Origin of the sequence: Enterobacter sp. E12 (genome assembly GCF_014596715.2) — a bacterium.
GTDB lineage: Bacteria > Pseudomonadota > Gammaproteobacteria > Enterobacterales > Enterobacteriaceae > Enterobacter > Enterobacter bugandensis.
In genome coordinates this window covers 448,146-466,044 of the sequence record NZ_CP115601.1, presented here as the reverse complement: position 1 = coordinate 466,044, position 17,899 = coordinate 448,146, and the positions used below count along the sequence as shown (strand labels likewise).

Here is a 17,899-nt window from a genome sequence, read left to right as displayed (position 1 = left end):
TATGGTGATAGTGTGCCACAACACCAGACAAACACGAAGGAGATTTATCATGATCGCGATTACCGGCGCTACCGGCCAGCTTGGCCAGCACGTTATTGAAGAACTGCTGAAAACCGTTCCAGCAAACCAGATTGTTGCCATTGTTCGTAACCCGGCGAAAGCTGAAGCGTTAAGCAACCAGGGTATTGTGGTTCGTCAGGCGGATTACACCGATAAGGCCGCCTTTACTGCCGCGCTGAGCGGCGTGGAAAAGCTGCTGCTCATCTCCTCCAGCGAAGTGGGCCAGCGCGCGACCCAGCACCAGAACGTGATCAACGCCGCCAAAGCGGCAGGCGTGAAATTTATCGCCTACACCAGCCTGCTGCACGCGGATAAATCACCGCTGGGTCTGCACGTTGAACATGTCGAAACCGAGAAAGCGCTGGCAGAATCTGGCGTGCCATACGCCCTGCTGCGCAACGGCTGGTACACCGAAAACTACCTGGCGAGCGCGCCGCCTGCGCTGGAACACGGCGTATTCATTGGTGCCGCAGGCGAAGGCAAAATTGCCTCTGCCACCCGCGCAGACTATGCCGCGGCGGCAGCCAAAGTGATCGCTGAAGAGGGTCATGCGGGCAAGGTATACGAACTGGCAGGCGACCACGGCTGGACATTGAGCGAGCTGGCGGCGGAACTGAGCAAGCAGAGCGGTAAACCTGTGGCGTATCAAAACCTGAGCGAAGCGGACTTTGCAGCCGCATTGAAGAGCGTGGGTTTACCCGCCGGGCTGGCGGATATGCTGGCGGACTCCGACGTGGGCGCGTCCAAAGGCGGCCTGTTTGACGACAGCCGTACCCTGAGCAAGCTGATTGGCCGCCCGACTACACCGCTGGCGGAGAGCGTCAAAGCCATTCTGTAATTGTTACGGATTGGTTATTTTTTGTGGCATCCCCTCGGGTCATCTCTGATAATGTAGTGATGACCCATGAGGAGGCTCATCGTGCAAGGCGTACCGGAACAGTTTACTGACGAGAGAGACAGCGCGCGCTTTCGCCATCTGGCGCAGCTGCCGGGCCTTGAACTCTATCACGCGCATATCTCTGACTACGCCTTTGAGCCCCACACCCATGAAGCCTTCGGCATCGGCACCATCGAAACCGGCGCCGAACGCTTTCGCTATCGCGGCACCCAGCATCTCGCACCTGAAAAATCCGTTGTTACCATGAACCCGGACGAGATCCATACCGGGGAGTCCGCGACCGAAGACGGCTGGCGCTACCGGATGGTCTACATCGAACCCGACCTTCTGGAAGAGGTAACCGGCCTGCGCCACTGGTGGTTCAGCGACGTAACCCGTTACGACCCGCAGCGCTCTCAGCAGATCGGCAGGCTAATTTACGGCCTGTGGCATACGGACGATCCGCTGGCGCAAAAAGGCTTATTGCTGGATCTGATCGAGACCTTTCAGCCGCTAGCCCATCACGCGCCGGTGGTTCAGGAAGGCGCACACCGTTTCGAGCGCGTGCGCGAGTATTTGCACGACAACTATATGCACGCCCTGACTCTGGACGAACTGGCGAACGTTGTCTCGCTCAGCCCGTACCATTTCCAGCGACAGTTCAAAGCCCATTTTCACGTTACGCCGCACCAGATGTTGATGGCCATCCGCCTGTGGCGCGCCAAGGCGTTTCTCACCCACGGTATGCCCGCCGCCGAAGTCGCCGCCGCAACGGGGCTGACCGACCAGTCGCATTTAACCCGCGCGTTTACCCGCCGCTACGGCATTACGCCCGTGCGCTACCAGAAACAGGTCGCCCGGCGCTAATGCGCAATCTCATACAATACGCGCGCGTTTCCCCCTTCTAGACTGAGTGCAGAGTAAATCAATGTGGATGGAAAAATGATTAGCGGCGTGTTGTATGCCCTGCTTGCAGGTCTGATGTGGGGGCTGATCTTTGTCGGCCCTCTGATCGTGCCGGAATACCCGGCGATATTGCAGTCTACCGGACGTTATCTGGCGCTCGGGCTGATTGCCCTTCCTCTGGCATGGCTGGGGCGTACGCGCTTGCGACAGCTCAGCCGTCAGGACTGGGGCACCGCGCTGGCGCTGACCATGATGGGCAATCTCATCTATTACGTCTGCCTGGCAAGCGCCATTCAGCGAACCGGTGCCCCGGTGTCGACCATGATTATCGGCACGCTGCCGGTGGTCATCCCCATCTTCGCGAATCTGCTTTATAGCCATCGGGACGGCAAGCTGGCGTGGTCGAAAATGATACCCGCCCTGGCCTGCACCGCCGTGGGGCTGGTGTGCGTCAATATCGCCGAGCTGCGCCACGGCCTGGCAGATTTCAGCTTATGGCGTTACGGTTCGGGGATCGTTTTAGCGTTCATCTCGGTCGCGTGCTGGGCCTGGTACGCCCTGCGCAATGCGCGCTGGCTGCGGGAGAACCCGGATAAACACCCGATGATGTGGGCAACGGCGCAGGCGCTGGTCACGCTCCCCGTCTCGTTAGTGGGGTATGCCGGCGCATGCCTCTGGCTGGGTCATCAGCAGCCGGAATTTGCCCAGCCCTTCGGGCCAAGACCCTGGGTCTTTATTGGCTTAATGGTTGCGATTGCGGTGCTGTGCTCCTGGGTGGGCGCGCTGTGCTGGAACATTGCCAGCCAGAAGCTGCCGACGGTGATCTTAGGGCCGCTGATTGTGTTCGAAACCCTGGCCGGACTGCTGTACACCTTCCTGATGCGCCAGAGCGTGCCGCCGCTGTTAACGGCCTGCGGGATCGCGCTGCTGGTGGTGGGGGTGGTGATGGCGGTAAGAGCGAAGCCGGAAAAACCGAGGGTCGTTCCGGCTTCGGAGATGTGATTTTGCCGGGTGGCGGCTACGCCTTACCCGGCATGATGTTAAAACGTTTCCCAGTTCGCTTCAGGCGCCGTCGCTGCTGGCTGCGCTTTTGGCATATAGGTTTTCACCGGTGCCGCTTTGACCGCCTGATTACGCGTTATTTTGAACACTGCTACCGCTTCGTTCAGGCGTGCGGCCTGATCTTCCAGCGCCGCCGCTGCCGCCGCAGACTCCTCCACCAGCGAGGCGTTCTGCTGGGTCACGCGGTCCATCTCGGCTACCGCCTGGCCCACCTGGTCGATACCGCGGCTCTGCTCGTCAGAGGCAGAGGCAATTTCGCCCATGATGTCGGTCACGCGGGTAACCGCGTTAACGATTTCCGCCATCGTCGCGCCCGCTTCGTTCACCAGCTGGGAACCCGCGTTGACGCGTTCGCCGGAATCATCGATCAGCGCCTTAATCTCTTTCGCCGCCTGGGCGCTGCGCTGGGCAAGCGTGCGTACTTCTCCTGCAACCACCGCAAAGCCACGGCCCTGCTCGCCCGCACGCGCCGCTTCCACCGCCGCGTTCAGCGCCAGAATGTTGGTCTGGAAGGCAATGCCGTCGATAACGTTAGTAATTTGCGCGATTTTGCTGGAGCTGGTGGCGATCTCGTCCATGGTGCGCACCACCCCTTCCACCACGTTACCGCCCTTCTTCGCGGTTGAGGAGGCATCCAGCGCCAGACGAGACGCCTGACGCGCGTTATCCGCGTTCTGCTTCACGGTGGCGGTCAGCTGTTCCATGCTGGCTGCCGTCTCTTCCAGAGACGCGGCCTGCTGCTCGGTACGGGAAGAGAGGTCGTTGCTGCCCGCCGAGATTTCACCCGCACCGGTATAGATGGTGTCTGCGCCTTCACGCACCACGCCCACAGTGTTCGCCAGCGAGGTTTGCATCTCCTGCACGTTGCGCGCCAGGATAGCCATTTCGTTTTTGCCTTCAGCCTGAATCGGCTGGGTTAAATCCCCTGCCGCGATGGCGCGGATATGGTTGATCACCTCTTCCAGCGGCAGCAGCAGCACCCGGCGCATGGCGATCCAGCTGGAGATAATCACCGCAATGACGAGGATCATGACGGCAGAAAGGATCCACAGGATGCGCTTGTAGTCGCTTTCGTTATCCTGAATGCCTTTACTGGTGAGCGCAGCCTGCGCCTCGCGCCACTCGCGATAGACCTTTTGCATTGCCGTCTGCTTCTGTTCGGCATTCTGCTTGAACATATCTTCCAGGTTGCCCTGGCCCAGCAGAACGTTCATTTGCGTCAACGTGGCGGAGTAGATGCGGTACTGCTCTTCCAGCCGATCGGCCAGGTTCTCATCCAGACCCGGGGTATTCGGCAGGGCGTAGTATTTGTCGTAATGTACCTGCGCATTGGCCAGCAGATTTTTCGCGGTGTTAACCAGCTCGTTCAGCTGTCCGCCGTTAATCTGAGAGGCCATGCTGCTTTGCAGACGCAGCATCCCGCGGTTTAGCGTGACGCGCGCCTGGTTCAGGCTGATCCAGGCGTCGGTAAATTCCGCCACGTTCTGGCTGGAAAGCTGCGACACGGTGAAGTTGTCTTTATCGTTATTCAGCGCGTTGATAAAGATACCCGCGGAAATCACTTGCATGATGCCGAGCACAAGCAGCACCGAAATAAGAAGAGTAATGACTTTTATACGTTTAAACATGCGTTGCCTTTGTTATATGCAGGTTTGTCTGACGTGTATCTATCGGCACGCGCGGCGGGTTGTTTACTGTTTCTCCACCTTTAAAAACTTTCTAAACCACTTTCCTAAATCCATTCAGGGAGTTAAACGGGACATTTTTTGTGATCCGTGTCGCACTTTCCCCCTTCCCTCTAAAGGGTTATAGCGCCGCCTTAAAGATGCATTTAATATGCATCTTATATTTTTAATGACGAGGTAACTGCTATGGCCTTTCGCGACCAACCCCTCGGCGAGCTGGCGCTCTCCATCCCTCGCGCTTCCGCGCTGTTCCGTAAATACGATATGGATTACTGCTGCGGCGGTAAGCAAACGCTGGCGCGAGCGGCCTCGCGCAAGGAACTGGACGTGGAGGCTATCGAAGCGGAGCTGGCGCTGCTGGCTGAACAGCCTGTTGAAAAAGACTGGCGCACCGCCCCGCTCGCGGAAATCATCGACCATATCATCGTGCGTTACCACGACCGCCACCGTGAACAGCTGCCTGAGCTGATCCTGCAGGCAACGAAAGTTGAGCGCGTACATGCCGACAAGCCTTCCGTGCCGCGCGGTCTGGCAAAATACCTGACCATGCTGCATGAAGAGCTTTCCAGCCACATGATGAAAGAAGAGCAGATCCTCTTCCCGATGATTAAACAGGGAATGGGAAGCCAGGCGATGGGGCCTATCAGCGTAATGGAAAGCGAGCACGATGACGCGGGCGAACTGCTGGATGTGATCAAACACACCACTAACAACGTCACGCCGCCGCCGGAAGCGTGCACCACCTGGAAAGCGATGTACAACGGCATTAACGAGATGATTGACGACCTGATGGAGCACATCAGTCTTGAGAATAACGTGCTGTTCCCGCGGGCATTGTCGGGGGAATAAAAAAGCCCGGTGGCGCTAGCGCTTACCGGGCCTACAACGTCCTCGAACATAGGCCGGGTAAGCGTCAGCGCCACCCGGCAGCATGCTTAACGCATGCCTGCCATACGTTTCTTACCGATAAACAGCCAGCCCAGCCCCAGCGCGATAAACCACAGCGGCGTGACGATCAGCGCCTGACGGGTGTCATCTTCGAGCGTCAGCAGCACCAGCACGAACACGAAGAACGCCATGCACACCCAGCACATCAGCTTGCCCAACGGCATCTTGTAGATCGACTTCTCATGCAGGTGCGGACGCTGTTTGCGGTACACCAGGTACGAGCACAGGATAATGGTCCAGACGAACATGAACAGGATCGCCGACACGGTGGTGATCATGGTAAACGCGCCAATTACGCTTGGGTTCACGTAGAGCATCACCACACCACCCAGCAGGCACATGCAGGAGAAGGTCAGCCCTTTCGCCGGTACCGCACGTTTAGAGAGTTTCGCAAAGGCGCTCGGCGCCACGCCCTCCTGCGCCAGACCAAACAGCATACGGCTGGTTGAGAACACGCCGCTGTTCGCGGAAGAGGCCGCAGAGGTCAGCACCACGAAGTTAATCAGGCTCGCCGCAGCAGGCAGCCCTACCAGCACGAACAGCTCAACGAACGGGCTCTTGCTGGGCACCACGGAGCTCCACGGCGTCACGGACATGATGATGATCAGCGCGAAGACGTAGAACATGATGATACGCACCGGTATGGAGTTGATGGCGCGCGGCAGGGACTTCTCCGGATCTTTGGTTTCCGCAGCGGTCGTTCCGACAAGCTCAATCCCCACAAACGCAAACACCGCAATCTGGAAGCCCGCAAAGAAGCCGCTGATGCCTTTCGGGAACCAGCCGCCGTCATTCCACAGATGGGTGAAGGACGCCTGAACGCCCGTTGGCGACTGGAAGTGCGTCAGGACCATCACCAGGCCCACCACAATCAGCCCCACGATAGCGACAATCTTGATCATCGCGAACCAGAACTCCATCTCACCGAACATTTTCACGGTGGCGAGGTTGAGGCTCAGCAGCAGAATAATCACCGCCAGCGAGGCGACCCAGTCCGACAGCCCCGGGAACCAGAACTGCGCATAAGCGGTAATCGCCACGACGTCCGCCATGCCGGTGACCACCCAGCAGAACCAGTAGGTCCAGCCGGTAAAGTAGCCCGCCCACGGGCCGAGCAGGTCCGACGCGAAGTCGCTGAAGGATTTGTATTCGAGGTTCGAGAGCAGCAATTCACCCATTGCGCGCATCACGAAGAAGAGCATAAAACCGATGATCATATAAACGAAGATGATCGACGGCCCGGCAAGACTGATGGTTTTGCCCGACCCCATAAACAGCCCGGTGCCGATGGCACCACCGATGGCGATAAGCTGTATATGACGGTTTGTGAGATTGCGCCGTAGCGACTGTTCAGACGTCGCCTCTTCTGCAGCGGCGACTTTGACCTGATCTACCATGTAATTTTTCCTGTTTATGCCTGTCTGTGTTGTTAAGGCTCTTCTGGCCTTTAAAAACGTCAAATAAATGACGGTCCCTTCGTAAGGGTTTATCGATATTAGGTAAGAATCGGCGGGATGAATACTATGATTTAGATATTATGTTAATAATATGTTGAAAGTGAGTGTCATATCACTCATACAGCGCGAAACAGCTCACAAAAATACACGCAACAGTTTCGTTTGCAAGATAAAATGTTAATTCCGTCGTAACTATGGGTTTTATCACTATTTTCCTCTCCCCGGGCGGAGAGAGGAAATAAGAAAAGTCGATTACAGGATTTCCAGCAGCTCGACTTCAAAGACCAGGGTGCTGAATGGCGGGATGGACGCGCCAGCGCCACGCTCGCCGTAAGCCAGGTTGTGCGGGATGGTCAGTTCCCATTTGGAACCCACTGGCATCAGGGTCAGGGCTTCGATCCAGCCCGCGATAACGCCGTTGACCGGGAACTCAGCCGGTTCGCCGCGCGCCACGGAGCTGTCGAACACGGTACCGTCGATCAGCTTACCGGTATAGTGCACGCGAACGTGGTCGGTACGCGCCGGGATAGCGCCGTCGCCCTGGTTGATCACGCGGAACTGCAGGCCGGATTCGGTGCTGTTCACGCCTTCGCGCTCGCGGTTCTCTTCCAGATATTTCACGCCTTCGGCTGCCATCTCTTCGAAGCGCGCGCGACGCACGGCGTCAGCACGTTCGTGGATTTCACGCAGCGCACGATGCACAACGTCAACCGGAACGGCAGGCTGTTTGCCTTCCAGCGCATCAGCGATACCCGCCACCAGCGCTTCAGGTAACAGACCTTCCAGGCCGGATTCGCTCAGCTGCTGTCCTACCTGCAAGCCGATACCGTAACTTGCCTGCGCTTCGATAGTGTCAAAAGTCGGGGTGGTCATGGGTTTTCCTTCCATCACATTTAAAGTAGCGGGCAGCATATCAGCCATGCCCTTATGGGTAAAACTTTGTCTGAAGTTAAGGTGACAAACCGCGACGAAACAGAAACAATAGAGACAACCAGGATTAATCCCGAACTGATGTCACGGATGTCCGGTTTGCTACGTCGTTCAGGCAGTTAGCGAACTATACTTCGAAGCACAGGATATAAAAGACGCGGAGCAGGAGGAGAGCCATGCCCGGGCGATTTGAACTGAAACCTACCCTGGCGAAAATCTGGCAGGCGCCGGACAATTTTCGCATTATGGACCCGCTGCCTCCTCTGCACCGCAGGGGGATCATCATTGGTGCGCTGATGGTGATCGTGGGCTTCCTGCTTCCTTCCGGCGGTGATGATGTTGATACCGCGCCGGTCACCCGCAATGCGCAGCTGGATCTTCAGTCGCAAACGCGGCCGCAGCCTGACGCGCAGCCGATGCAGACGCAGCTGGTAACCCCGTCTAACGATCCGGGTCAGGTCGCGCCTGTTGAACCCGAACCCGTTCAGGATGAACAGGAGCAGGCCGCAGCGCCGTCTGAGCCGCAAACCCAGCAGCCGACCGGCATCGAGCAGCAGTGGCGTTCCTATCGCGTGGAGCCGGGCAAAACCCTGGCACAGCTTTTCCGCGACCACAACCTGCCGCCGACCGACGTGTATGCCATGGCAAAAGTGGAAGGCGCAGGTAAACCGCTGAGTAACTTACAGAACGGCCAGATGGTGCAGATTCGCCAGAACGCCAGCGGGGTGGTCACCGGGCTGACCATTGATACCGGAAATGGGCAGCAGGTGCTGTTTACCCGCCAGCCGGACGGCAGTTTCATCAGAGCACGTTAATGGCGTATGCCGGGTAAGGCGAAGCCGCCACCCGGCACTTTTGTTCTCAGGCACTCCGTTTATTCACCCACCAGATCCCCGAGCAGACCAGCACCAGCGCAATCGCGTATTTGATATCCAGAATGTTTTCGCCGAGGAAAATGGCGGAAAGCACCGTCCCTGCAACAGGAATGACAAAGTTGAACGGAGCAATCATGCTTACCCGGTTCACTTTCAGCAGCGCGCTCCACAGGGCGAACGCCACCGATGAGAGCAGCGTCAGATACCCCAGCACCGCAACGGCCTTCATGCTGTGCACTTCCAGCGTTCCGCCCGTGGCATAACCTCCCGCAACCAGCGCAGTCCCGCCTATCGCCAGCTGCCAGCCGGTCATCACCGTTGGGTCGACGGTCTGGGAAATACGTTTCCCGTAAAGCGTGGCGGCAGAGAGAATAAAAGCCGCCAGCACCACAAAGCCGTCGCCTTTCCAGATAAACTGGAAATCGCTCAACCCACTGTGAAAATTCACCAGCATCACCCCGGCAAACCCAAGAATACAGCCCAGCGTTTTGTTATAGCTGAGTTTGTCATTGTGGTAGATAAAGTGCGCCAGCAGTACGCTGAAGAAAGTCCCGGTGGCGTTCATGATTGAGCCGTTTACCCCCGTCGTGTAGGCCAGTCCTATATAGAAGAATGTGTACTGAATGGTGGTCTGGGTCAGCCCGAGGATCGTGAGCTGGCCAAACTGCGCGGGTGTGAGCCTGCCAATCGGTTTGCGCTGGGCCAGCGCAAACAGCAGCAGCAAGGCACCGGCAAACAGAAAACGGTATCCGGCAAAAACGACTTTGGACGGAATATCATCGGTCGCGATCTGAAAGAGTTCGTAGCCATTTTTAATGGCCGGGTACGAGCTCCCCCAAAGCAGGCAGCAGAGCGTGGCGCAGGCGTAGGCCACATGTCGACGGGCAAAGACGGGCGTGGGCAGAGCGGTATCCATGACAAATCTCATAAATAAAATTGCGTTTCAATTTATTATCAGAGAATGCGTCAGGAATAGCTACCATACGAGATAAAAAGAGAATTTCCGGTAGCTTTAAATAGCAAAACGCCGGCACAAGGCCGGCGCTTCGACGCGAGCAGAGTAAAAAATTACTCAGCTACTACGTTAACAACCAGTTTAGCGAACACTTCGCTGTGAACCTGGAAGTCAACTTCGTGCTCACCAGTGGTACGCAGAACGCCGTTCGGCATGCGAACTTCGCTCTTAGCCACTTTAACGCCTGCTGCAGTAACTGCATCAGCGATATCGCGGGTACCGATGGAACCGAACAGTTTACCTTCGTCGCCAGCTTTGGAAGCGATGGTAACAGTGCCCAGTGCGTTGATTGCTTCAGCGCGAGCGTTAGCAGCCGCCAGAACGTCAGCCAGTTTGGCTTCCAGTTCAGCGCGACGTGCTTCGAAAAACTCTACGTTTTTCTTAGTAGCTGGAACAGCTTTACCCTGTGGAACCAGGAAGTTACGAGCGTAGCCCGCTTTAACGTTAACCTGATCACCCAGGCTGCCCAGGTTTGCTACTTTATCAAGCAGAATAACTTGCATTACCTTATCCTCTTAAAGTCGTATTAATGGACCGTGCCCGATTACTGATGACGATCAGTGTACGGCAGCAGGGACAGGTAGCGAGCGCGTTTGATAGCGCGAGCCAGCTGACGCTGATATTTTGCACGAGTACCGGTGATACGGCTTGGGACAATCTTACCGCTTTCGGTGATGTAGTTTTTCAGCGTTGCGATATCTTTATAGTCGATCTCTTGAACGCCTTCCGCGGTGAAACGGCAGAACTTGCGACGACGGAAATAACGTGCCATATGGCTAGTCTCCAGTATCTATCAAATCAATCTGCTCGGCATGCAGAACCATTTTGCTCAGGCCGTTCTTTGCCTTGTGGCAAGAGATGAACCCCTGAACGATTACTGCGCTACCGACCGTTAAACTGTGAGTAATGGCCTGGTTTTCGTGTCCGCTAATAATAACGGGCATTTGGCACCACGCCTGCCGGTGAAACCCGGCTTCCTCTTGCACAGAACGATGCTCAAGCACGAACTGGCAATGCGGAATTCCTGATGGACTGACCTTTCGAAGGGGAGCCCTGCATACGATGCCGGACAACGCCAGACGGTTGGTCATCAGAAATTACTCTTCAGAATCCCCAGCATCAGAATCATCTGCGGTTTCGTTTGCGAAATCATCGCGACGCTCACGGCGCTCGTCTTTCGCTTTAACCATCGGAGATGCTTCGGTAACTGCGTTTTTGGTACGCATAACCATGCTGCGGATAACGGCATCGTTGAAGCGGAAGGTAGTTTCCAGCTCATCGATCACTTCCTGCGGCGCTTCAACGTTCATCAGAACGTAGTGTGCTTTGTGCAGTTTGTTGATCGGGTAAGCCAGCTGACGGCGGCCCCAGTCTTCCAGACGGTGGATCGTACCTTCTGCACCAGTGATGGCAGCAGAGTAACGCTCGATCATACCCGGAACCTGTTCGCTCTGGTCAGGATGGACCATAAAAACGATTTCGTAATGACGCATCGAATTGCTCCTTACGGATTATTCAGCCTCCTGTCTGGGTCAGCCGAGGCCCGGGGAGGCAAGGAACGTGTTAAAGGTCGGCTGAAAAATTGACGCGTCATAATACTTGCCCCCCCCAGGAAACTCAAGCTGATTGAACAAATAATTCGCACAAAGCGTAAAGCTGGTCTAAGTGGGTGATTTAAAATTAATCGCATCAGGAAGCGTTGTTTTTTTGAACAACTGCATCAGAAATGGTCACGCATCCCCGCCGGAGGAATGATTACACTTTAATCAGAGATCAGCTGAATTAAAGAAGGAGTATTCCCCTCACACAGCACGCAGTCGTGGAGCGCATATCATGAAAAAAATCGCAGTAGCCATAATGGCGGCGCTTTTGCTCAGTGCAAACGCGATGGCAGCCATCAAAATAGACGGCCGGCAGGCCAGAAACATGGATGATGTGCATAGCTTAGGCGTAATCTATATCAATCATAATTTCGCCACTGAAAGCGAAGCAGATCGGGCACTAAATGAAGAGACCGATGCCCAGGGCGCAACCTATTACCACGTGATGTTAACCCGTGAGCCCGGCAGCAACGGCAATATGCACGCCAGTGCAGATATCTACCGGTAACCCTTAACGCTAGCACCAGGAAAGCCAACAACGAGAACATAGCCATAGTTGACGTTGCCCCCTGTCCGGGGGCTTTTTTTGTGAATGGCTCCGGAATACCACCGGTTACAACTGTTTTTCGGTATTCCAGAGCACTTATTCACTTCTGCCCGTAGTAGGCATTCGGGCCGTGCTTGCGCATGAAATGCTTGTTCATCAGGTAATCGTCAATGCCCTGAAGCTGTGGATTAATGTCGCGGGCAATCCACGCCATTTTAGCTACCTCCTCCATCACGACAGCATTATGTACCGCGTCGTGAGCATCTTTACCCCAGGAGAACGGACCGTGCTGATACACCACAATCCCCGGCGTATGCAGCGGTTCGCTTTCACCCAACGTTTCGATGATGACCTTCCCGGTGTTGAGCTCGTATTCGCCTTCCACTTCAGCCTGCGTTAATGCGCGCGTGCAGGGGATGTCGCCAAAGAAGTAGTCCGCATGCGTTGTTCCCAGCGCCGGAATCGCCAGCCCCGCCTGTGCCCAGGCGGTGGCGTGCGTGGAGTGGGTATGCACAACGCCACCCAGCGATGGATAACGCTGGTACAGCGCCAGATGGGTCGCCGTATCAGAAGAAGGACGCCATTTGCCCTCAACGACGTTTCCTTCGAGGTCGACCACCACCATATCGTCCGCTTTCATGGTTTCATACGCCACGCCGCTCGGCTTGATCACCACCAGACCTTGTTCACGGTCGATGGCGCTCACGTTGCCCCAGGTGAACGTTACCAGGCCATAGCGCGGCAGATCCATATTGGCCTCAAAGACCTGCTGTTTCAGCTTAAGCATGTTCAGCCTCCAGTAACCCCGCGCGCGCCATACGCTCGCGCACCCAGTCCCGCGCTTTTGCCACTTCCGCAGCCGGATCGTCTGACGTTTCGCTCCACATCTCAATCAGATAAGGGCCGCAATACCCTGTCTGTTTGAGCGTCTCGAAGCACCGTTCGAAATCCACCACCCCGGTGCCGAACGGTACGTTTTTAAACACGCCAGGGCGGGTATCTTTGACGTGCACCGCCACGATATGCCCGATGCCCGCCTGCAGCTCCATCTGCACGTCGTTATCCCAGGCCGACAGATTGCCAATATCCGGATAAAGCTGGAACCAGGGGTTATTCAGATAGTGTGCATAGCCCAGCGCCTTGCTGATGGAGTTCATCAACGGGTAGTCCATGATCTCCATCGCCAGCGTGACCTGCGCGCGGCTTGCCATCTCAACGCTCTCTTTCAGGCCGTCACGGAAACGACGGCGCGTTTCGTCGTTGGCTTCCTGATAGTAAACGTCGTAACCCGCCAGCTGGATCACACGGATGCCGACATCCTGCGCAAAACGAATGGCTTTGCGCATGATCTCCAGCCCTTCAGCGCGCACGGCATCGTCTTCACTGCCGAGCGGGAAACGGCGGTGGGCGCTCAGACACATGGACGGCACGCGTACGCCGGTTTCGGCAATGGCGCTCACCAGCGCCAGGCGCTGCTCGCGACGCCAGTCCAGGCGAGAAAGGCGCTCATCCGTCTCATCCACGGACATTTCGACAAAATCGAAACCCAGCTGTTTTGCCAGCCGTAACCGCTCCAGCCAGCACTCCCCTGCAGGGAGTGCCTTTTCATAGATGCCAAGCGGGACCAGTTTTGACAACATACCCGCTCCTTAACCCCAAAGCTGAGCGATTGAGCGTTTGAACTGACGCGCCGCTTCCACCGGAGATGCCGCGTCGCGAATGCTGCGGCCAGCGATAAAGACGTGAATAGGGATGCCCTGGAACAGCGGCAGATCTTCCAGCGCCAGGCCACCGGTGACGGTGACTTTGAAGCCCATATCCGCCAGACGCTTAATCGCGCTGATATCCGCTTCGCCCCACGCCACGCCTGCGGCTTGCGCATCGCGGCTGCGGTGATACACCACCTGCTGGATGCCCGCATCGCGCCACTCCTGCGCCTGTTCCCAGGTCCAGAAGCCGGTCAGTTCAATCTGCACGTCGCCGTTAAACTCTTTTGCCACGTCCAGCGCGCCTTTGGCGGTGTTGATATCCGCACAGCAGATCACGGTGACCCAGTCGGCGTTGGCTTCAAAGCACATGCGGGAAAGGATTTTGCCTGCGTCAGCAATCTTGGCATCCGCCAGCACGATTTTGTGCGGATAGAGCGCTTTCAGGTCACGAACGGCGCGCACGCCTTCGCCCACGCACAGAATGGTCCCCACTTCGATGATATCCACCTCTTCCGCAATCAGGCGGGTGGTTTCGTAAGCGTGAGACAGCGTCTGGTTATCCAGCGCAACTTGCAACATTGGTAATGACATGTTCAATTCCTCTTAAACGGCCGCCGCAGTGGCGTTATCAATTAAATCCAGCACTTCCTGCGCGGTGCGGCAGGCGCGTAAACGGTCAAAATTGGCTTCGTCATCAAACAGATTGACGATCTGCATGATGCCCACCTCCTGGTGGGTGTTGGCATCAACGGCCGCCATGGTGATGAGAATGTCGACCGGGTCGTTATCTTCGTGGTTGAACACCAGCGGCGTTTTCAGGGTCACCAGCGCAAAACCGGTTTTCTTGACGCCCTCTTCCGGGCGGCCGTGCGGCATGGCCAGGCCCGGCGCAATCACGAAATAGGGGCCGTGCTGCGCCACGCCATCCAGAATGGCCTGGTAATAGCGCGGCTCGACAACGTCCGCTTTAACCAGCAGATCCACACTGAGCTTCACCGCTTCCTGCCAGGTGCTGGCTTCGGCCTGTAAAAGGATGGAGTTATTCTCTGCCAGCGAATCACGTAGTTTCATGTGGCATCCTTACTTCACGTCTTGTGGGAAGTGTTCTTTGATCACTTCCAGCAGCTTTGGCCCGAAATCCGCAGGCGACAGCATGTTACGTACGCCTACCACGTATTTATTGCCCGACACGCTAATCTCGCCGGCAATGTGCGTGGAGGCGATGATGATGTCCGCGCCGTTCAGTTCACTTTTGTATTCACCCACTGCGCAGCTGTTCACCGTGTGGTCGATGTTTGACTGGGTCAAAAACTGGTCCACTTTCATCTTCATGATCATGGAGCTACCTTGCCCATTGCCACACACAGCCAGGATACGTACGGTCATAATCGAAACTCCTTAATGAGCAGACACTTCTGCTGTTTGTTTTTCCGCATCTTCTTCAGCTCGCAGCGAACGGCCAGCGAAGAACATATAAGCCAGAGCAATCAGGATGATGACGGCCATAAAGGCCAGACCGACGGAGGCAAAGCCCTGCATCATCGGTGGGGCCAGAATTGACCAGTCCGCCATGCCCATCCAGGCGCTCATACCGGTGAGCTTGACCGCCCACACGCAACCGAAGATTTCCACCATGCCCATCACCAGGCAGATCTTGAGCGCCGCGCGCCAGCCGCCGAAGTGGTTAGCAAACACACCAATGGTGGCGTTGGAGAAGAACATCGGGATAAAGCCAGGAATGATCAGGATTGAGGAGCCGCAGCCCACCAGGATGCCCACCGCAATCAGCTGGCCGATGGTGCCCCACATAAAGCCCCAGACGACGGCGTTTGGCGCAAAGCTATAGATAGCCGCACAGTCAATCGCCAGTACCGCACCAGGGATCAGGCGCTGAGAGATGCCGTTAAAGGCTTCCGACAGCTCGGCGACGAACATACGCACGCCCTGAGTGATGATGAAAATCGCTACCGCGAAGGAGAAACCGGTCTGCAGGATATAGACCGTCCAGTGGGTTTTACCCGCCATCGCCTGCACGACGTCAATGCCGAAAGAGAGCAGAATGGCGCCGAAGAAGATGGTCATCACGATCGCGGTAGAGACGATGTTATCGTGGAAGATATTCAACCAGCCAGGCAGCTTAAGGTCTTCGACACTCTCCTCTTTTTTGCCCAGGTACGGCGCAACTTTATAGGCAATCCAGGAGGCGAACTGCTGTTGGTGGCCGATGGAGAAGCCACAGCCGTCAGTCACTTCCTGGGTTGGCTTGTACATCATGTTGGAGGTGATACCCCAGTAGAGCGAGACCAGCACCGCGGTGCAGATAATCGTGGTCCACATGGAGTAACCGAAGATATAGAGAGAAACCGCGATCAGCCCCGCCTGCTGGAACATGATGTGCCCGGTGAGCATGATGGTGCGAATGCCGGTAATGCGGCGCAGGAGCACGTAAATGATGTTCAGCGCCAGCGCGAGCAGCACCGCATACCCCACCCAGCTATAGGCATCACCCATGCGATCGATGGTCGCCATCATTGAGGCGTAGGTATCAGAGATAGCGCCGTTGATGCCATACACTTCCGACATTTTGGCGACGACCGGCTTAAACGTGCTGGTCAGAATGCCTGACCCCGCCTGCAACAGCATGAAACCGATAATGGTTTTGATGGTGCCTTTAATAATCACGCTGACGCTTTTGCGCAGCAGGATGTACCCCAGGCACGTCACGATACCCAGCAACAGCGGGGCGTTGGTCATTACCTGATTAAAGAAAACGGTAAAGACGTTGTAGAGGATCTCCATAACTCTCTCCAGAAATGAGAACACGAGGGGCAATCCCTGTGCGGTTGGTGCCATCACTCTATTAATCACAAATAATCACCACAAGATTGCATTTGATTATTTGTGACGCATCACGCAATTTATTTCCATGCTGTTAGTAATGATTTTCACTACCGCATCACAAAAATAAATTAATCCTTATAATTCATCAAATTAATGTTTAATGCAGGATAGTCTAACAAGTAAAGAGTGGAGAGTCCGTGAAGTCGCGCAGATAAAATTCCGCATTTTCACCATTGCAAAGCACGTCAAATAGTGCCAGCATAAATCATAACGAATCACAATGTGATTACTTTTGATTAAACCAGGAGTCAAAACGATGAGTAAAGTGAAAACCATTACCCGTGAATCATGGATTCTGAGCACCTTTCCGGAGTGGGGTAGCTGGCTGAACGAAGAGATCGAGCAGGAACAGGTTGCTCCTGGCACGTTTGCAATGTGGTGGCTGGGCTGCACCGGTATCTGGCTGAAATCTGAAGGCGGCGCCAATATCTGCGTCGATTTCTGGTGCGGCACCGGCAAACAGAGCCACGGTAACCCGCTGATGAAAAAAGGCCACCAGATGCAGCGCATGGCCGGCGTGGAAAAGCTCCAGCCGAACCTGCGCACCACGCCGTTTGTGCTTGATCCTTTTGCCATTCGCCAGATCGATGCCGTGCTTTCTACTCACGATCACAACGACCATATCGACGTGAACGTGGCGGCAGCGGTGATGCAAAACTGCGCGGACGACGTACCGTTTATCGGGCCGCAAACCTGCGTAGATCTCTGGATTGGCTGGGGCGTGCCTAAAGAGCGCTGCATCGTGATGAAGCCTGGCGACGTGGTGAAAATTAAAGACATTGAAATCCACGCGCTGGATGCCTTTGACCGTACCGCGCTGATTACCCTGCCGGCCGACCAGAAGGCTGCTGGGGTACTGCCAGATGGCATGGACGAGCGTGCGGTGAATTACCTGTTCAAGACGCCGGGCGGCTCCCTGTATCACAGCGGTGATTCCCACTACTCCAACTATTACGCGAAGCACGGCAACGAACATCAGATTGACGTGGCGCTGGGCTCGTACGGGGAAAACCCGCGCGGTATTACGGACAAAATGACCAGCGCCGATATGCTGCGCATGGCGGAAGCGCTCAACACCAAAGTAGTGATCCCGTTCCACCACGATATCTGGTCAAACTTCCAGGCCGACCCGCAGGAAATCCGCGTGCTGTGGGAGATGAAAAAAGACCGCCTGAAGTACGGCTTCAAGCCCTTTATCTGGCAGGTAGGCGGCAAGTTCACCTGGCCGCTGGACAAAGACAATCTCGAGTATCACTACCCGCGCGGCTTCGATGATTGCTTCACCATTGAGCCGGATCTCCCGTTTAAATCCTTCCTCTGATTGTG

21 protein-coding genes are annotated in these 17,899 nt (G+C 55.9%); 7 read left to right on the top strand and 14 right to left on the bottom strand.

Features of this window, described 5'->3' with window-relative positions; translation table 11 throughout:
- The first annotated feature begins 49 nt into the window (after window positions 1–49).
- From IB212_RS02270 to IB212_RS02260, 3 genes are all read left to right on the top strand, one after another.
- Window positions 50–898 carry an SDR family oxidoreductase gene (locus IB212_RS02270; protein WP_041911470.1) on the top strand — a complete coding sequence of 283 codons (849 nt, stop codon included), beginning with the start codon at window positions 50–52 and terminating at the stop codon, window positions 896–898.
- An 81-nt stretch (window positions 899–979) separates the two neighbouring features.
- Window positions 980–1,804, top strand: a complete 825-nt coding sequence (locus tag IB212_RS02265; protein WP_028015277.1) for an AraC family transcriptional regulator — start codon at window positions 980–982, stop codon at window positions 1,802–1,804.
- Between the two features lie 75 nt (window positions 1,805–1,879).
- The gene (locus IB212_RS02260; RefSeq protein WP_041911471.1) at window positions 1,880–2,845 is read left to right on the top strand and encodes a DMT family transporter; all 966 of its coding nucleotides are present in this window, start codon (window positions 1,880–1,882) and stop codon (window positions 2,843–2,845) included.
- 38 nt (window positions 2,846–2,883) lie between these two features.
- On the opposite strand, the gene IB212_RS02255 is transcribed toward IB212_RS02260, so the two are convergent.
- Window positions 2,884–4,533 carry a methyl-accepting chemotaxis protein gene (locus tag IB212_RS02255; protein ID WP_041911472.1) on the bottom strand — a complete coding sequence of 550 codons (1,650 nt, stop codon included), beginning with the start codon at window positions 4,531–4,533 and terminating at the stop codon, window positions 2,884–2,886.
- Between the two features lie 243 nt (window positions 4,534–4,776).
- Between IB212_RS02255 and ytfE the strand changes: the two genes are divergently transcribed.
- Complete coding sequence (ytfE, locus tag IB212_RS02250; protein ID WP_041911473.1) at window positions 4,777–5,439, top strand: iron-sulfur cluster repair protein YtfE; 663 nt, start codon at window positions 4,777–4,779, stop codon at window positions 5,437–5,439.
- Window positions 5,440–5,525: 86 nt separating this feature from the next.
- On the opposite strand, the gene cycA is transcribed toward ytfE, so the two are convergent.
- Together cycA and fklB are read right to left on the bottom strand one after the other, a co-directional pair.
- Entirely contained in the window at window positions 5,526–6,935 is a 1,410-nt protein-coding gene (gene cycA / locus IB212_RS02245; RefSeq protein WP_041911474.1) for a D-serine/D-alanine/glycine transporter, read from the bottom strand.
- A 312-nt stretch (window positions 6,936–7,247) separates the two neighbouring features.
- The gene (gene fklB / locus IB212_RS02240; RefSeq protein WP_008502892.1) at window positions 7,248–7,868 is read right to left on the bottom strand and encodes an FKBP-type peptidyl-prolyl cis-trans isomerase; all 621 of its coding nucleotides are present in this window, start codon (window positions 7,866–7,868) and stop codon (window positions 7,248–7,250) included.
- 233 nt (window positions 7,869–8,101) lie between these two features.
- Here fklB and IB212_RS02235 point away from each other — a divergent pair, with 233 nt between their 5' ends.
- Window positions 8,102–8,740: an OapA family protein gene (locus tag IB212_RS02235; protein ID WP_028015272.1), complete on the top strand. Its 639-nt coding sequence runs from the start codon at window positions 8,102–8,104 to the stop codon at window positions 8,738–8,740.
- Between the two features lie 46 nt (window positions 8,741–8,786).
- On the opposite strand, the gene IB212_RS02230 is transcribed toward IB212_RS02235, so the two are convergent.
- The 5 genes from IB212_RS02230 to rpsF form a co-directional block, all read right to left on the bottom strand.
- On the bottom strand, window positions 8,787–9,716 hold the full coding sequence (locus tag IB212_RS02230) for a DMT family transporter (protein ID WP_041911475.1): 930 nt from the start codon (window positions 9,714–9,716) through the stop codon (window positions 8,787–8,789).
- A 152-nt stretch (window positions 9,717–9,868) separates the two neighbouring features.
- A complete protein-coding gene (rplI, locus tag IB212_RS02225; RefSeq protein WP_006810372.1) occupies window positions 9,869–10,318 on the bottom strand; it encodes a 50S ribosomal protein L9 in 450 nt (149 codons plus the stop codon).
- 41 nt (window positions 10,319–10,359) lie between these two features.
- Entirely contained in the window at window positions 10,360–10,587 is a 228-nt protein-coding gene (gene rpsR, locus IB212_RS02220; RefSeq protein ID WP_000135199.1) for a 30S ribosomal protein S18, read from the bottom strand.
- 4 nt (window positions 10,588–10,591) lie between these two features.
- Window positions 10,592–10,906, bottom strand: coding sequence for a primosomal replication protein N (gene priB / locus IB212_RS02215; protein ID WP_028015270.1), 315 nt, complete (start codon window positions 10,904–10,906; stop codon window positions 10,592–10,594).
- A 6-nt stretch (window positions 10,907–10,912) separates the two neighbouring features.
- Window positions 10,913–11,308, bottom strand: coding sequence for a 30S ribosomal protein S6 (gene rpsF / locus IB212_RS02210; RefSeq protein ID WP_014068637.1), 396 nt, complete (start codon window positions 11,306–11,308; stop codon window positions 10,913–10,915).
- A 340-nt stretch (window positions 11,309–11,648) separates the two neighbouring features.
- On the opposite strand from rpsF, the gene yjfY reads away from it, so the two are divergent.
- Window positions 11,649–11,924: a DUF1471 family protein YjfY gene (yjfY, locus tag IB212_RS02205; protein WP_041911476.1), complete on the top strand. Its 276-nt coding sequence runs from the start codon at window positions 11,649–11,651 to the stop codon at window positions 11,922–11,924.
- A gap of 139 nt (window positions 11,925–12,063) precedes the next feature.
- Here yjfY and IB212_RS02200 read toward each other — a convergent pair whose 3' ends face one another.
- From IB212_RS02200 to ulaA, 6 genes are read right to left on the bottom strand one after another with little or no spacing between them, the layout of a single operon-like run.
- A complete protein-coding gene (locus IB212_RS02200; RefSeq protein WP_041911477.1) occupies window positions 12,064–12,750 on the bottom strand; it encodes an L-ribulose-5-phosphate 4-epimerase in 687 nt (228 codons plus the stop codon).
- The gene (locus IB212_RS02195; protein ID WP_041911478.1) at window positions 12,743–13,603 is read right to left on the bottom strand and encodes an L-ribulose-5-phosphate 3-epimerase; all 861 of its coding nucleotides are present in this window, start codon (window positions 13,601–13,603) and stop codon (window positions 12,743–12,745) included. The genes IB212_RS02200 and IB212_RS02195 overlap by 8 nt, the downstream gene beginning before the upstream one ends.
- A 9-nt stretch (window positions 13,604–13,612) precedes the next feature.
- Window positions 13,613–14,263 carry a 3-keto-L-gulonate-6-phosphate decarboxylase UlaD gene (gene ulaD / locus IB212_RS02190; RefSeq protein WP_023334265.1) on the bottom strand — a complete coding sequence of 217 codons (651 nt, stop codon included), beginning with the start codon at window positions 14,261–14,263 and terminating at the stop codon, window positions 13,613–13,615.
- Between the two features lie 12 nt (window positions 14,264–14,275).
- Complete coding sequence (gene ulaC, locus IB212_RS02185; protein ID WP_041911479.1) at window positions 14,276–14,743, bottom strand: PTS ascorbate transporter subunit IIA; 468 nt, start codon at window positions 14,741–14,743, stop codon at window positions 14,276–14,278.
- A gap of 9 nt (window positions 14,744–14,752) precedes the next feature.
- Window positions 14,753–15,058, bottom strand: a complete 306-nt coding sequence (ulaB, locus tag IB212_RS02180; RefSeq protein WP_003856022.1) for a PTS ascorbate transporter subunit IIB — start codon at window positions 15,056–15,058, stop codon at window positions 14,753–14,755.
- Between the two features lie 12 nt (window positions 15,059–15,070).
- Window positions 15,071–16,471 (bottom strand): PTS ascorbate transporter subunit IIC, encoded by a 1,401-nt coding sequence (ulaA, locus tag IB212_RS02175; protein WP_041911480.1) that lies wholly within the window; start codon window positions 16,469–16,471, stop codon window positions 15,071–15,073.
- A 358-nt stretch (window positions 16,472–16,829) separates the two neighbouring features.
- Here ulaA and ulaG point away from each other — a divergent pair, with 358 nt between their 5' ends.
- Window positions 16,830–17,894: an L-ascorbate 6-phosphate lactonase gene (ulaG, locus tag IB212_RS02170; protein WP_006810379.1), complete on the top strand. Its 1,065-nt coding sequence runs from the start codon at window positions 16,830–16,832 to the stop codon at window positions 17,892–17,894.
- Window positions 17,895–17,899: the final 5 nt, after the last annotated feature.

Coding starts and splice junctions, on each gene's coding strand:
- IB212_RS02270 (WP_041911470.1), top strand. CDS start 50: ATGATCGCGATTACCGGCGCTACCGGCCAGCTTGGCCAGCACGTTATT.
- IB212_RS02260 (WP_041911471.1), top strand. CDS start 1,880: ATGATTAGCGGCGTGTTGTATGCCCTGCTTGCAGGTCTGATGTGGGGG.
- IB212_RS02255 (WP_041911472.1), bottom strand. CDS start 4,533: ATGTTTAAACGTATAAAAGTCATTACTCTTCTTATTTCGGTGCTGCTT.
- ytfE (WP_041911473.1), top strand. CDS start 4,777: ATGGCCTTTCGCGACCAACCCCTCGGCGAGCTGGCGCTCTCCATCCCT.
- cycA (WP_041911474.1), bottom strand. CDS start 6,935: ATGGTAGATCAGGTCAAAGTCGCCGCTGCAGAAGAGGCGACGTCTGAA.
- fklB (WP_008502892.1), bottom strand. CDS start 7,868: ATGACCACCCCGACTTTTGACACTATCGAAGCGCAGGCAAGTTACGGT.
- IB212_RS02235 (WP_028015272.1), top strand. CDS start 8,102: ATGCCCGGGCGATTTGAACTGAAACCTACCCTGGCGAAAATCTGGCAG.
- IB212_RS02230 (WP_041911475.1), bottom strand. CDS start 9,716: ATGGATACCGCTCTGCCCACGCCCGTCTTTGCCCGTCGACATGTGGCC.
- rplI (WP_006810372.1), bottom strand. CDS start 10,318: ATGCAAGTTATTCTGCTTGATAAAGTAGCAAACCTGGGCAGCCTGGGT.
- rpsR (WP_000135199.1), bottom strand. CDS start 10,587: ATGGCACGTTATTTCCGTCGTCGCAAGTTCTGCCGTTTCACCGCGGAA.
- priB (WP_028015270.1), bottom strand. CDS start 10,906: ATGACCAACCGTCTGGCGTTGTCCGGCATCGTATGCAGGGCTCCCCTT.
- rpsF (WP_014068637.1), bottom strand. CDS start 11,308: ATGCGTCATTACGAAATCGTTTTTATGGTCCATCCTGACCAGAGCGAA.
- yjfY (WP_041911476.1), top strand. CDS start 11,649: ATGAAAAAAATCGCAGTAGCCATAATGGCGGCGCTTTTGCTCAGTGCA.
- IB212_RS02200 (WP_041911477.1), bottom strand. CDS start 12,750: ATGCTTAAGCTGAAACAGCAGGTCTTTGAGGCCAATATGGATCTGCCG.
- IB212_RS02195 (WP_041911478.1), bottom strand. CDS start 13,603: ATGTTGTCAAAACTGGTCCCGCTTGGCATCTATGAAAAGGCACTCCCT.
- ulaD (WP_023334265.1), bottom strand. CDS start 14,263: ATGTCATTACCAATGTTGCAAGTTGCGCTGGATAACCAGACGCTGTCT.
- ulaC (WP_041911479.1), bottom strand. CDS start 14,743: ATGAAACTACGTGATTCGCTGGCAGAGAATAACTCCATCCTTTTACAG.
- ulaB (WP_003856022.1), bottom strand. CDS start 15,058: ATGACCGTACGTATCCTGGCTGTGTGTGGCAATGGGCAAGGTAGCTCC.
- ulaA (WP_041911480.1), bottom strand. CDS start 16,471: ATGGAGATCCTCTACAACGTCTTTACCGTTTTCTTTAATCAGGTAATG.
- ulaG (WP_006810379.1), top strand. CDS start 16,830: ATGAGTAAAGTGAAAACCATTACCCGTGAATCATGGATTCTGAGCACC.